Raw genomic sequence first — 12666 nt, 5'->3', positions numbered from 1 at the left:
TCGAAATCCGCCGCTTGGTTGCTGAATGACTTCGACGTGCTGCCTAGAACGAGTTGGCGCGTTCGATCGCCCGGCCCGCCAGCACCGGAATCAGATGCGCGCGATATTCCGCGCTCGCGTGCATGTCATCGTTGAGTTCGCCGGGCAGGATCTTCACGCCTCGCGCCGCGCTGACGGAAAAGTCTTTCGACAACGCCGCCTCCAGCTCGGCCGCACGAAACACGGAAGACGCCGCGCCCGTCACGCCAACGCGCACGCCGTCTTCATGCTTTGCAACGAACACGCCGACGAGCGCGAAGTGCGAAGCAGGGTTGCGAAACTTTTCGTACGCGGCGCGCTCGGCGAGCGGAACTTCCACCGCGACGATCAACTCGTCCGGTTCCAGCGCGGTCTGATACATGTCGATGAAAAACTCATCCGCGCCAATGCGCCTGCGATCCGTCACCACCGTCGCGTTCAGCGCAAGCACGGCGGCCGGATAGCACGCGGCGGGGTCGTCGTTGGCAAGCGAACCGCCAATCGTGCCGCGCTCGCGCACCTGTCTGTCGCCGATTCGGCCAGCCAGATCGGCGAGACCGGGCAGCGCCTTTCGAACCTGTTCGTCCGATGCAACCTGCGCGTGGCACATGGCGCCGCCGATGATCAGCTTGCCGCCATCGAGCGCGATGCTTTTCATCGACGCGATGCGCGTCACATCCACGAGCGCCGATGGCTGCGCGAGCCGCAAGCGCATGGTCGGCAAGAGGCTCTGGCCGCCCGCGAGGAATTTGGCATCGCCGTTGGCGGCAAGCGCGGCAACCGCAGCCTGAGTCTCGCCGGGACGTTGATAGTCGAATGCGTACATGTTCGTTCTCCGTTCAGGCGCGTTGGGCGGCGTGCATTGCGGACCACACGCGATGGGGCGTCGCGGGCATCTGCAAATCCTTCACGCCGAGCGGCGCGAGGGCATCGAGAATCGCGTTGATGACGGCGGGCGGCGAGCCGATTGCGCCCGCTTCGCCGCAGCCCTTCACGCCGAGCGGATTGTGCGAGCACGGCGTGCCCTTCGCGGTTTCGACGGTGAAGTTCGGCAAGTCGATGGCATGCGGCATCGCGTAATCCATATACGAGCCTGAGAGCAACTGGCCGGTGGTGTCGTCGTAGACGCAGCGCTCGAGCATCGCCTGGCCGATTCCCTGGCCGAGCCCGCCATGCACTTGCCCTTCGACGATCATCGGGTTGATCACGTTGCCGAAGTCATCGACCGCCGTGAACTTCTGAATACGCGTTTCGCCTGTGTCCTGATCGACTTCCACTTCGCAGACATACGCGCCCGACGGATAAGTGAAGTTGGTCGGGTCGTAGAACGCGTTTTCGTTCAGCCCCGGCTCCATGGTTTCCAGCGGGAAGTTGTGCGGCACGTAGGCGGCAAGCGAGACATCGACGAAACTCTTCGTGCGGTCCGTGCCCGCCACGCGGAACGTACCGTTCTTGAACTCGATGTCCTCCACCGCTGCTTCGAGCAGATGCGCGGCAATCTGCTTGGCCTTCGCTTCCACCTTGTCGAGCGCCTTCATGATCGCCGAGCCGCCGACCGAAATGGAGCGCGAGCCATACGTGCCCATGCCGAACGGAATGCGGCCCGTGTCGCCGTGAATGATCTCGACGTTGTCGATATCCACGCCAAGCCGGTCCGCGACCACTTGCGCGAAGGTCGTTTCGTGCCCTTGTCCGTGACTGTGCGAGCCGGTGAAAACCGTGACCGAGCCGGTCGGATGCACGCGCACTTCGCCCGCCTCGAACAAGCCTGCCCGCGCACCGAGCGCCCCCGCGACATTCGAAGGCGCGAGCCCGCACGCCTCGATATAGCACGAATAGCCGATGCCGCGCAGCTTGCCCGCTTTCTCCGATTCCGCCTTGCGCATGGCAAAGCCTTGCACGTCCGCGAGTTCGAGCGCGCGATTCAGACACGCGTCGTAATCGCCGACGTCGTAGGTCAGGCCGACCGGCGTCGCGTACGGAAACTCGCGAATGAAGTTGCGGCGGCGCAGTTCGACCGGATCGATATTCAATTCGCGCGCCGCCGTTTCGACGAGCCGCTCGACGACATAGGTCGCTTCCGGACGGCCCGCGCCGCGATAGGCATCGACGGGAACGGTGTTGGTGAAGACCGCTTTGACTTCGGCGTAGATCGCGGGCGTGGTGTATTGGCCGGCGAGCAAGGTCGCGTAGAGCACGGTCGGAATCGACGAGGCGAACGTCGACAGATACGCGCCCATGTTCGCCGTCGTGTGCACGCGCATCGCGAGAAACTTGCCGTCGTTGTCGATGGCGAGTTCTGCTTTGGTGACGTGATCGCGGCCATGCGCGTCGGAGAGAAACGCTTCGGAGCGCTCGGCCGTCCACTTGATCGGACGCCCGACTTTCTTCGACGCCCACGTCAGCGCCACGTCTTCCGGGTACAGGAAAATCTTCGAGCCGAAGCCGCCGCCCACATCCGGCGCGATGATGCGCAGTTTCGATTCCGGCAGCGACAGTACGAACGCCGCCATCAGCAGCCGCTCGACGTGCGGGTTCTGATTCGCGACGTAGACCGTGTAGCTTTCGTCGTGCTTCGAATAGCTCGCGTTGACGGCGCGCGGTTCGATCGCGTTCGGCACGAGGCGCTGGTTCACGATATCGAGCGTCGTCACGTGCGCGGCCTGCGCGAAGGCGGCGTCGGTCTTGGCCTTGTCGCCGTGGCCCCAGTTGTAGCAGACGTTGTTCGGCACGCTGTCGTGCACTTGCGGCTGGCCGTCGCCGGCGGCGCTGCCGGTATCGACCGCGGCGGGCAGCACGTCGTAATCGACCTCGATGAGTTCGAGCGCGTCCTTCGCTTCCTTGATGGATTCGGCGACCACGAGCGCGACCTGATCGCCCACGTGCAGCACCTTTTCGTTCGCGATGACGGGATGCGGCGGCTCTTTCATCGGCGAGCCATCGGTGCTGTGGATCAGCCAGCCGCACGGCAAGCCACCGACATTTTCGCCGGCAAGATCCTTGCCCGTGAAAATGGCGATCACGCCCGGCGAAGCCTTGGCCGCTTCCATGTCGATACCGCGAATCTTCGCGTGCGCGTGAGGCGAGCGCAGGAACGCGGCGTAGCTTTGCTGTGGAAGGACGACATCGTCGGTGTACTGGCCGGCACCCGTCAGGAAGCGATAGTCTTCCTTGCGCTTGATGCCAGCGCCAATCAGTTTCTGTTGCTCAGGGGCATTCATCGCGGTCTCCTTGATAGGCGCGAAATCCGGATCGATCGATAGAGTGCAGCTAGTGTTTCTAGCCGCCCGACCTCATGGATTGCGCGCCCTGCAGGACCGCCTTGACGATGTTGTGATAGCCCGTACAGCGGCACAGATTGCCGTCGAGCTGCTCGCGCACTTCCTCTTCGGAGAGATCCGGAGACTGCGCGGCGAGTGCGCTCGCGCTCATCACCATGCCCGGCGTGCAGAAACCGCATTGCAGACCGTGGCATTCCTTGAAGGCCGCCTGCATGGGATGAAGCTCGCCGTCTTTCGCCATGCCTTCGATAGTCGTCACCGCCATGCCGTCGGCCTGCGCGGCGAGGATGTTGCACGACTTGATCGCGCGCCCTTCGAGATGCACGGTGCACGCGCCGCACTGCGCGGTATCGCAGCCAATGTGCGTGCCGGTGAGCCTGAGTTGTTCGCGTAGAAACTGGACGAGCAGAAGATGCGGTTCGACGTTGGCGGTCACGGGTTTGCCGTTGACCGTCAGGCTGATGCTGAGCGTCATTACTGTCTCCTTTGCGACCCGGCCGGAGCTTTTTTGCTCCATACGCGGGCCTCGTGCAGTTTCTCTGCGACGACTCGAAGCGAAGCTATCCGCTTCTATTCCGGTCACGGCAGACCGACTGCTGTGGGGATGGACCAGCCTTACGCCACTCGCTTGCTTCGCCACTCACGTCAACCACGTCCTGAACCTGCCGACCTGCTGCTGTGAGCGTTTGGCTGGGAAATCGTGTGATGCGCGTTCATGTTTGCAGAGCCGAGTAAAGCACAAATCGGCGAGCGTAGCTATTGGGCTTACTTGCCGGTGGATGCGTTTGCCTGTCTGCGCTCGTCTTCGCTTGCGGCTCTGAAAATAAAAACGCCGCCCGAAGGCGGCGTTCATGCAACCGGCGCGCAAGACGCCTTACAGCACGTTTTTCGAAGCCTGCGCGCGACCGAGCACCGAATGCCGGCGCGAGTAGACGAAATAAATCGCGAGGCCGATCACCAGCCAAACGACGAACGCGACCCACGTCATCGCCTTGAGATTGAGCATGAGAAACAGGCACGACGCCACCGCGAGAATGGGCACCACCGGCACGCCAGGACAGCGGAACGCGCGCGGCAAGTCCGGATGCGTGCGGCGCAGGATCAGCACGGCGATGGACACCATCGAGAACGCCGCGAGCGTGCCGATGTTGATGAGCTCCGCCAGCACGTTGAGCGGAACGAGCGCGCCGATCAGCCCGAAGAAAATGCCGACGAGCCAGGTCGTGAAGAAAGGCGTCGAGTAACGCGGATGAACTTTCGAGAGCCGCGCGGGCAAGAGCCCGTCACGCGACATCGCGTAGATGATGCGCGTCTGGCCGTAGCTCATGACGAGGATCACGGTGAGCATGCCGAGCACCGCGCCTAAGTCGATGAAACCCGCGACCCAGTTCTGTCCGACCACTTGCAGCGCATACGAAACCGGATGCGAAACGCCCGCGAACTGCGCCGACGGCACGATGCCCGTCACGACCGCCGCGACGGCGACATACAACACCGCGCACACGGCCAGCGACGAAATGATGCCGATCGGCAGATCGCGCTTCGGGTTCTTCACCTCCTCGGCGGCGGACGACACCGAATCGAAACCGATGAACGCGAAGAACATCACCGCCGCCGCGCCGAACACGCCCGACCAGCCATTCGGCATGAACGGATGCCAATTGGCAGGCGTCACATGAAACACGCCCACGGCGATCACCAGCAACACGACGGTCACCTTGATCGCGACCATGATGTTGTTCACGCGCGTGGATTCCTTCACGCCGACCGACAAGAGCGCGGTGATCGCCATCATCACCAGAAATGCAGGCAGGTTGAAATAGGTGACGTGGTCGGGCAACGCGCCGGGCGCGGCGGTCAGTACGGTCGGCAGCGAGATGCCGAAGCCCGACAGTAGCGATTGCAGATAACCCGACCATCCGACTGACACGGCGGAAGTGGCAAGCCCGTATTCGAGCATCAGATCCCAGCCGATGATCCACGCAGCCAGTTCGCCAAGCGTGGCGTACGAATAGGTATAGATGGAACCGGCAACCGGTATAGTCGATGAGAACTCGGCGTAGGCAAGCGCCGCGAAACAGCACGCAATCGCCGCGACAATGAACGAAACCATGAGCGCCGGGCCGGCTTGCACGGCGCCGGTTCCCGTCAGCACGAAAATGCCGGTGCCGATGATGGCGCCAATACCAAGGAAGGTGAGATCGAGCGCGCCCAGAGTCTTCTTGAGCGACGTGCTGTGGGTGGCAGCCAGCATGTGCTCGATGTTTTTCTTGCGGAACAACGACATTGCGGTGAGTCTCCTAAAGGCGCTCAAAGGCACCGTACCTCGGGAAAACCCGATAGTTTAGCGGAGACTGGAAGCATGCCCAAAGAACGAGCATGGGACGCCCTATCCTTGCGCAATTTTTACAGATCGTTCGTTTTTTATCTTGTTTAAGATAAATTCCGGGACTTTTCAGCCCGCTATTGCCGGGTTCATGTCGATGAGGCGATGGCTCATCACATAGAAGGTCAGTTCGGCGTTGTTCGCAAGCTGCATCTTGTCGAGTAAGCGCGCCCGATAAACGCTCACTGTTTTCACCGACAGCGAAAGCGCGTGTGCGATGTCCGTGAGCCGCTTGCCCGAAGCCAGCATGCACAGCGTCTGGAATTCGCGGTCAGAGAGTTGCTCGTGCGGCATGCGCTCCGAACCAAGCGAAACGTAGTTCGCAAGCGCTTCCGCCATTTCCGGGCTCACGTATTTGCGGCCCGCCGCGACTTGCTGAATCGCGCCGATCATGAGCGCAGGGTCCGCCGTCTTCGAGAGATAACCCGCCGCGCCGGCCTTGAGCGCGCGCACGGCATATTGATCTTCGCGATGCATCGAAAACATCAGCACGGGCAGGCGCGGCATGTCGCGCTTCAGGCGCTTGAGTACGTCTAGACCGTTTACATCGGGAAGCGAAATGTCGAGCATCGCCACGTCGGGCGCGTGGCGCGCGGCGAGTGCGAGCGCCTGCACGCCGGTTCCGGCTTCGATCACCTCCGAGGCCAGCTCGCGCTCGATCAGCAATTGCGCGACGCCACGGCGCACGATGGCGTGGTCGTCGGCGAGCAGGATGCGCAGCGCCATGCGCGGCCTCAGGCGTTGGCCGCGCGCCGAACCAGACGCGGCGGGCATGCCAGCGGAATGCGCGCGTGCACCGCGACGCCGCCCATCTCCGATGCAGCGACGCGCATGCTGCCGCCGAACGCCTCGCATCGCGCACGCATGCCGGGCAGGCCGAAGCGGCCGGTCTTGCGGCGCGCGGCGGGCGTCATGCCGATTCCGTCATCGTCGATGACGAGCGTCACGCCTTGCGCGTCACGCTCTACGCTAACCCGCGCGCGCGTCGCCCGGGCGTGGCGCGCGACATTGGTCAACGCTTCCTGCATCACACGTAAAAGAGCGACGGCGAGACCGGGCGGGAGATCGTCGAAGCGGGAATCGTCGGGGCAGACGAAATCGACATGAATGGCGGCACGCGCGCCGAAGGTGGCGATCCAGTCGGCAAGTCCGGTGGTGAAACCCGTGTCGAAGGGCGGCGCTTGCAAGTTCTCGACGATTCGATGACTCGCTTCGCCTGCTTCCGCGATACAGTCGCGCGCTTGGCGAAGCGCATCGGCGCAAGCGGCGGGGGCATTGGCGGGAAGCCAGTATTGCGCGCGGGAAATCGCCAGGTTGGCGGCGGTCAGCACGGCGCCCATCTCGTCGTGCAAGTCCTGCGCGAGTGTGCCGCGCGTGTGCGCTTCGATGGCGGCCAGTTGCGTGGTGAGTTCGTCGATGCGCGCCGCGAGACTGCGCACTTGGCGATCGCTCTTGAGGCGTGCGTCGATCGGCACGGAGACTAGCGAAGCGGACGCGCGCGGCGCCTTGCGTGTTTCAGGCGGAATTTTGGCCGACGAGTTCATTCAATGTCTCCCAAGTGAGCGCAACTAGAGCTACGTCGCCAGAAGACGCATGCGGCGTAACTAAATTTACACTCCGTAACATCGACGACGGACGATATCGTTGCGTCATCCGTCTGAGCGTTGCGAAATCATATCTCAAAATTATCATAAAGCCATACCGGACAAGGCTTTCAGACGTGAACCTCATGCCGTTTGGCAAACATTGTCACTATTCGCTGACGACCCGGGGTCGTGGCCACAGGCCGCCAATTTGTAACAATACCCCGGCGAATCGGGGCGAAAAAAAACCGGCGCACGAAAGCACCGGTTTTTTCGACAGGACAAACAGCAGTCGAATCAGCCGACGAAAGCCTTTTCCACCACATAATGTCCCGGATGATTGTTGCTGCCTTCCTTGAAGCCAAGGCTGTCGAGCAACTCGCGCGTGTCGCGCAGCATGTGCGGGCTGCCGCAAAGCATCACGCGGTCGTTTTCAACCGAGAACGGATCGACCGACAAATCCGCGAACAGCTTCTTCGTTTCGATCAGGTCGGTGATCCGGCCGCGATTCGCGAACTCTTCACGCGTGACGGTCGGGTAGTACACGAGCTTCTCCGACACGATCTCGCCGATATGCTCGTGCGCCGGCAAGTGCTCGGTGATGAAGTCCTTGTACGCGAGCTCATCGACGAAACGGCACGTGTGCGTCAGCACGATCTTGTCGAAGCGGTCGTAGACGTCCGGGTCCTTGATGATCGACATGAAAGGCGCGAGGCCCGTGCCCGTCGAAAGCAGCCACAACGTTTTGCCCGGCAATAAGTTGTCGGCGACGAGCGTGCCCGTCGGCTTCTTGCCGATCAGCACGGGATCGCCCACTTTCAAATGCTGAAGGCGCGACGTCAGGGGGCCGTCCGGCACCTTGATGCTCAAGAATTCGAGATGCTCTTCGTAGTTCGCGCTCGCGAGGCTATAGGCGCGCAAGAGCGGCTTGCCTTCGACTTCGAGGCCCACCATCGTGAACTGACCGTTCTCGAAGCGGAACGACGAATCGCGAGTGCAGGTGAAACTGAAGAGCGTGTCGGTCCAGTGGTGGACGCTCAGAACGGTTTGAGAATTAAGGTTGCTCATGGCTTCTTGGACTGTGCGAGAACGATGATGCGATGACGCGGTGCCGCTCGCCGCCAGCCGAATGCTCTGGCGGGAACGGGCATCGAAAAGACTTTGCCGCGCTTTACTACGCAAAAGGACGATCGTATGGGCCGATGTCGGCGCTTCGGTATCACGCGGCCTGCTCAAGACTTGAGCCGAAGCACGCGCGCAAACCAGACAACCCAGCCGGACAACCCGGCGCAATCGAGCATTTTAACCCGATCGACATTTGCCGTCGTGTCGCGGCCGTGCGGCATAGAGACTGGCTGGACGCGCGTGGGACTTTGCGGGACGGCGCGCACCTGGCTGCTCGGCCTGGCGAATGATTGCGAAGAACGGGAGACGCGCGTCGAACACGCCGCAAATCACAGCCAAAAAGCCGCCGAGCCCGCATGATAGCAACGGATTCCGCAATTATCCCAAAATACCCTTCTGACGGTCGGGCCGGGACAACGGCGGGACGACGCGATCAGATGCGTTGATCCGTCGACGGCTTCTCCCACAGATTCACGCCGCCTTCCTGCGCATGCTTGTCGATCTCGGCGAGTTCCTCTGCGCTGAACTCCAGATTCTTCAGCGCGGCGACGTTCTCGACGACCTGTTCCGCGCGGCTCGCGCCGATCAGCACCGAAGTAACACGGCCACCGCGCAACGCCCATGCGAGCGCCATCTGCGCGAGGCTCTGACCGCGACGTTCCGCGAGTTCGTTGAGCTTGCGCACATGCGCCAGATTCTCGTCGCTCAAATGCTCCTGCTTGAGCGATCCGCCGCCCGCCTTGTTCACGCGCGCATCCTGCGGCACGCCGTTCAAATACTTGCTCGTAAGCAAGCCCTGCGCGAGCGGCGTGAACGCGATGCTGCCGGTGCCGAGATCGTCGAGCGTATCGAGCAGTTCGTGTTCGATCCAGCGATTCAGCATGTTGTACGACGGCTGATGGATCAAGAGCGGCACCTTGTGCTCGGCCAGCAAGCGCGCCATTTCGCGCGTCTTCGACGCCGAATACGACGAAATGCCGACATACAGCGCCTTGCCCGAATGAACGGCGGTGGCGAGCGCGCCTGCGGTTTCTTCGAGCGGCGTGTCCGCATCGAAACGATGCGAGTAGAAAATATCGACGTAATCGAGGCCCATGCGCTTCAGGCTTTGATCCAGACTCGCGAGCACATACTTGCGCGAACCGCCGCCGTTGCCGTAAGGTCCCGGCCACATGTCCCAGCCAGCCTTCGAAGAAATCAGCAGCTCATCGCGATACGGCCGGAAGTCGTCCTTGAAGATCCGGCCGAAGTTCGTTTCCGCGCTGCCATACGGCGGGCCGTAGTTGTTGGCGAGATCGAAGTGCGTGACGCCGAGATCGAATGCCGTGCGCAGAATTTCGCGTTGCGTCGAGATGGGCGTGGTATCGCCGAAGTTGTGCCACAGACCAAGAGACAACGCAGGAAGTTTCAATCCGCTCTTGCCGCACGTGCGGTATTGCATCTGCGTATAACGCTCGGAAGCTGCTTCGTATGCCATATCGAATTCCCTTTGCGTGCTGGTTGACTGAATCGGTTTCGGGGACTGCGTTCGGGCGTTGTGCGGCACGTGCTCGCCGCTCCGCCGGTCGAGGCCGACAATGTTAAGCCAATCCGCCGCAAGCCGTACGACCCTCGTCCGGACGGCCTACGCGGGAACGTTCTGGTCCGACGCCGGACCAATGCAAATCCCAAATGAAGGAATCTGACCGATGAACTCTATCGATAAGCTGCGCCCTGCCTACGATTCCCTATTAGCCCTTGCCGTGACGTATGGCATCGACTTCCTCATGGCGATCCTGATTCTCGCTGTCGGATGGTGGATTTCGAACTTCGTCGCCAACGCGCTGCGGCGCACGCTCGGGCGCACGCATATCGACGCCACGCTCACGCCGGTACTCGCCAGCGTGGCGATGTGGGCCATTCGCGTAGTCGCCATCGTGGCCGCGCTCGGCAAGTTCGGCATCGCGGCGGCGAGTATCCTGACCGTGCTCGGCGCGGCCGGACTGGCTATTGGCCTGGCGTTGCAGGGCACGCTGCAGAACATCGCGGCGGGACTGATGCTGTTGTTGCTGCGCCCGTTCCGCGTGGGCGATTACATCGAGGGCGTCGGCACCACGGCGGGAACCGTGAACGAGATCGGTCTCTTCACCACGCGCCTCACCAAGGCCGACGGCATCGTCATGTTCGTGCCGAACAGCACGATCTGGGCGAATCCCATCACCAACTACAGCGCGAACGAACGCCGCCGCGTGGTGCTCAACTTTCAGGTGGCGCACGGTCAGAAGGTCGAACATGTGCTCGAGGAATTGCGCCGGCTCGTGAGCGAAGATCCGCGTATTGTGCAGGAAGCGCCGTCCGCTCCGTGGATCGCGGTAACGGATTACACCGACACCGGCGTCAAGTTCAACGTGGGCGCATGGACGCGCGCGAGCGATCACGCGAGCGTGCAGGCCGAATTGCTGCGCAAGATTCAGCCGCTGACGCGCGAGCAGATCACCTGAAACCGGGACGACTGGACGCGAGCGGGAAGATTGAATAACCTGTCGCGCCTTACCTTCCGCGAGCCTGGCCCATGACCCGAGCGATTTCCGTTGCGTTGATTGTCGGCGGCATCGTGCTGCTTTATTTCGGTGGCCAGTCGTTTCATTCGTTGAGTAACGACGTATCGCGCTTTTTCACCGGCTCGCCCACGAACAAGACTATCTGGCTGCTCGCGGGCGGCGTCGTGGCCACGCTCGCGGGAATGATCGGCCTTGCGCTGCCGTCATCCCGCCGATAAAACGCAAAACGCGCTCAGACGAGCGGCACTTCCGGTTTCGCGGCCGACCGCGTGCCTGGCAACGGCACGTTGCTCGCACCGTGATACGTGTAGACGAGCGAGAACTTCACCTTATCGCTGAGGTTTTTGCCCGCCGAGTGCAGCGTATTGCAGTGGAAGAACACGACATCGCCGGGTTCGAGCGCGGGCGAAACCGCCGTGCGGATCAGCGCGGCGTTTTCGGGCAGGTCGGAGCGGAAGAATTTCGCTTCATCGAAGCGGTCGGACGTGAACGGCAGCTTGTGCGAGCCCGGCACGAACCACAGCGCGCCGTTGTCGACGGTTTCATCGCCGATTGCGAGCCATGTCGAAACCAGATCGTCGCGCTCGAAGCCCCAGTAACGCACGTCGCGATGCCAGCCGGTGAGGCTGCCGTAAGCGGGATGCTTCGTCATTACGCAGTTGTGATGCGCACGCGAAAGGTACGGCGTTTCGCCGAAGTACAACTCCATCCAGCCGCGAATCTCGGGCGATGTCGCAAACTCGGCGAAGAGCGGATCACGCACGTAGGCGTCAAGCAGACGGCGCACGGTGTGTCCGCCGGGCGCGTCCCGGGAATCGGGCGCGCCGGGGTATTTCAGATCGGCTTCGAATTCGAGCGGCGTCGCCGCCTCCGCCAACTGGCGGCGCGCAACTTCGCGTAACGCTTGGCAGCGCGCTTCAGGCACCAGCCCCTTGACGACGACGAAGCCCGTCTTGCGCAATTCGCGCACTTGTTCTGATTTCGATTGAAGCGGATTGTGTTCGGACATTTCAGTTCTTACCTCGACGGCTTCACGTGACTTCATTCAACCATCGCAATACCCGGCATCCGGGCGAATAGCACGATTGTAAATCTCACGCGCGGCTAAAGCCCGTTCGGCCTGCGCTTTAACGGCGCGACCGGCGTTTCGTCCGGCATTCAGCAGGGAAAACGCGGACTTACCGGAGTAATAATGGTCCTGTACATTGCCTGCATCAATTCGGTGCAACTTCCGCAGGCTCGTTGGATCGAATCCGTTGATCGCTATTTTTGAGACGACTATCGTCGAGTTGCCTCCATGCAACCGACTCTTCCCGATATGAACCACCGAATCGCTTCCGGCCTGACCCGAGTTGCCTCACACGCCGCGCGCCCGGCCCGACGCGGCGTGGTTCGCGCACTGCGCCACCATTCCGCGCGCACTCAGGCGCTCGCGGAACAGCTCATGCACGTGCATCCGGTCGTTGGCATTCGCTCGTGGTTTCGCGGCTTCTTCTTCAATCTTCGCGCGCGCACGGCATCGCGCAAGGTGTCGTTGAGAGCGCTGCTGCGCCGTCCGATGCAAGCCCGCGCGCCCGCACTGCCGAAGCCTCAGGCGGCGGCCCACACGAGCCGCCGTCCGCGACGCATTTCCGCTAGCAGCGCGGGTTGGTATGCATTCGCGGCACGCTGAAGGCCCGCACGGCGGGCTTCGATAAAAGCGACGCACAAAAAAAACCGGCAAGCGCGATGCT

At 62.1% G+C, this 12666-nt stretch carries 12 protein-coding genes; 3 read left to right on the top strand and 9 right to left on the bottom strand.

Annotation, left to right across the window (positions count from 1 at the left end; all coding sequences use genetic code 11):
• Window positions 1–43: 43 nt before the first annotated feature.
• The 8 genes from NCR98_RS13825 to mgrA form a co-directional block, all read right to left on the bottom strand.
• Window positions 44–844, bottom strand: a complete 801-nt coding sequence (locus tag NCR98_RS13825) for an FAD binding domain-containing protein (protein WP_250526435.1) — start codon at window positions 842–844, stop codon at window positions 44–46.
• Between the two features lie 13 nt (window positions 845–857).
• Window positions 858–3239 (bottom strand): xanthine dehydrogenase family protein molybdopterin-binding subunit, encoded by a 2382-nt coding sequence (locus tag NCR98_RS13820; protein ID WP_250526434.1) that lies wholly within the window; start codon window positions 3237–3239, stop codon window positions 858–860.
• Between the two features lie 58 nt (window positions 3240–3297).
• A complete protein-coding gene (locus tag NCR98_RS13815; protein ID WP_244826675.1) occupies window positions 3298–3774 on the bottom strand; it encodes a (2Fe-2S)-binding protein in 477 nt (158 codons plus the stop codon).
• Window positions 3775–4173: 399 nt separating this feature from the next.
• Entirely contained in the window at window positions 4174–5586 is a 1413-nt protein-coding gene (gene bcaP, locus NCR98_RS13810; RefSeq protein WP_250466256.1) for a branched-chain amino acid transporter BcaP, read from the bottom strand.
• A gap of 168 nt (window positions 5587–5754) precedes the next feature.
• Window positions 5755–6411: a response regulator gene (locus tag NCR98_RS13805; RefSeq protein WP_250492867.1), complete on the bottom strand. Its 657-nt coding sequence runs from the start codon at window positions 6409–6411 to the stop codon at window positions 5755–5757.
• An 8-nt stretch (window positions 6412–6419) separates the two neighbouring features.
• Entirely contained in the window at window positions 6420–7229 is an 810-nt protein-coding gene (locus NCR98_RS13800) for a sensor histidine kinase (protein WP_250526433.1), read from the bottom strand.
• 336 nt (window positions 7230–7565) lie between these two features.
• Complete coding sequence (locus NCR98_RS13795) at window positions 7566–8336, bottom strand: ferredoxin--NADP reductase (protein WP_244826671.1); 771 nt, start codon at window positions 8334–8336, stop codon at window positions 7566–7568.
• A 490-nt stretch (window positions 8337–8826) separates the two neighbouring features.
• Window positions 8827–9870 (bottom strand): L-glyceraldehyde 3-phosphate reductase, encoded by a 1044-nt coding sequence (gene mgrA, locus NCR98_RS13790; protein ID WP_244826670.1) that lies wholly within the window; start codon window positions 9868–9870, stop codon window positions 8827–8829.
• A 211-nt stretch (window positions 9871–10081) separates the two neighbouring features.
• Here mgrA and NCR98_RS13785 point away from each other — a divergent pair, with 211 nt between their 5' ends.
• The gene (locus tag NCR98_RS13785) at window positions 10082–10873 is read left to right on the top strand and encodes a mechanosensitive ion channel family protein (RefSeq protein WP_244826669.1); all 792 of its coding nucleotides are present in this window, start codon (window positions 10082–10084) and stop codon (window positions 10871–10873) included.
• Between the two features lie 71 nt (window positions 10874–10944).
• Window positions 10945–11151, top strand: coding sequence for a DUF3185 family protein (locus NCR98_RS13780; protein ID WP_244826668.1), 207 nt, complete (start codon window positions 10945–10947; stop codon window positions 11149–11151).
• Window positions 11152–11165: 14 nt separating this feature from the next.
• Here NCR98_RS13780 and NCR98_RS13775 read toward each other — a convergent pair whose 3' ends face one another.
• Window positions 11166–11942, bottom strand: a complete 777-nt coding sequence (locus NCR98_RS13775) for a phytanoyl-CoA dioxygenase family protein (RefSeq protein ID WP_250492864.1) — start codon at window positions 11940–11942, stop codon at window positions 11166–11168.
• Window positions 11943–12320: 378 nt separating this feature from the next.
• On the opposite strand from NCR98_RS13775, the gene NCR98_RS13770 reads away from it, so the two are divergent.
• Window positions 12321–12605, top strand: a complete 285-nt coding sequence (locus NCR98_RS13770) for a hypothetical protein (protein ID WP_250466308.1) — start codon at window positions 12321–12323, stop codon at window positions 12603–12605.
• Window positions 12606–12666: the final 61 nt, after the last annotated feature.

The organism is Caballeronia sp. GAWG2-1 (assembly GCF_023631405.1).
Lineage (GTDB): Bacteria > Pseudomonadota > Gammaproteobacteria > Burkholderiales > Burkholderiaceae > Caballeronia.
The sequence above is the reverse complement of the archived record's forward strand: the minus strand, read 5'-3'. Positions and strand labels throughout refer to the sequence as shown.

Bases quoted from the DNA above. Each gene is read 5' to 3' on its own strand.
- NCR98_RS13825 (WP_250526435.1), bottom strand. From the start codon at position 844: ATGTACGCATTCGACTATCAACGTCCCGGCGAGACTCAGGCTGCGGTT.
- NCR98_RS13820 (WP_250526434.1), bottom strand. From the start codon at position 3,239: ATGAATGCCCCTGAGCAACAGAAACTGATTGGCGCTGGCATCAAGCGC.
- NCR98_RS13815 (WP_244826675.1), bottom strand. From the start codon at position 3,774: ATGACGCTCAGCATCAGCCTGACGGTCAACGGCAAACCCGTGACCGCC.
- bcaP (WP_250466256.1), bottom strand. From the start codon at position 5,586: ATGTCGTTGTTCCGCAAGAAAAACATCGAGCACATGCTGGCTGCCACC.
- NCR98_RS13805 (WP_250492867.1), bottom strand. From the start codon at position 6,411: ATGGCGCTGCGCATCCTGCTCGCCGACGACCACGCCATCGTGCGCCGT.
- NCR98_RS13800 (WP_250526433.1), bottom strand. From the start codon at position 7,229: ATGAACTCGTCGGCCAAAATTCCGCCTGAAACACGCAAGGCGCCGCGC.
- NCR98_RS13795 (WP_244826671.1), bottom strand. From the start codon at position 8,336: ATGAGCAACCTTAATTCTCAAACCGTTCTGAGCGTCCACCACTGGACC.
- mgrA (WP_244826670.1), bottom strand. From the start codon at position 9,870: ATGGCATACGAAGCAGCTTCCGAGCGTTATACGCAGATGCAATACCGC.
- NCR98_RS13785 (WP_244826669.1), top strand. From the start codon at position 10,082: ATGAACTCTATCGATAAGCTGCGCCCTGCCTACGATTCCCTATTAGCC.
- NCR98_RS13780 (WP_244826668.1), top strand. From the start codon at position 10,945: ATGACCCGAGCGATTTCCGTTGCGTTGATTGTCGGCGGCATCGTGCTG.
- NCR98_RS13775 (WP_250492864.1), bottom strand. From the start codon at position 11,942: ATGTCCGAACACAATCCGCTTCAATCGAAATCAGAACAAGTGCGCGAA.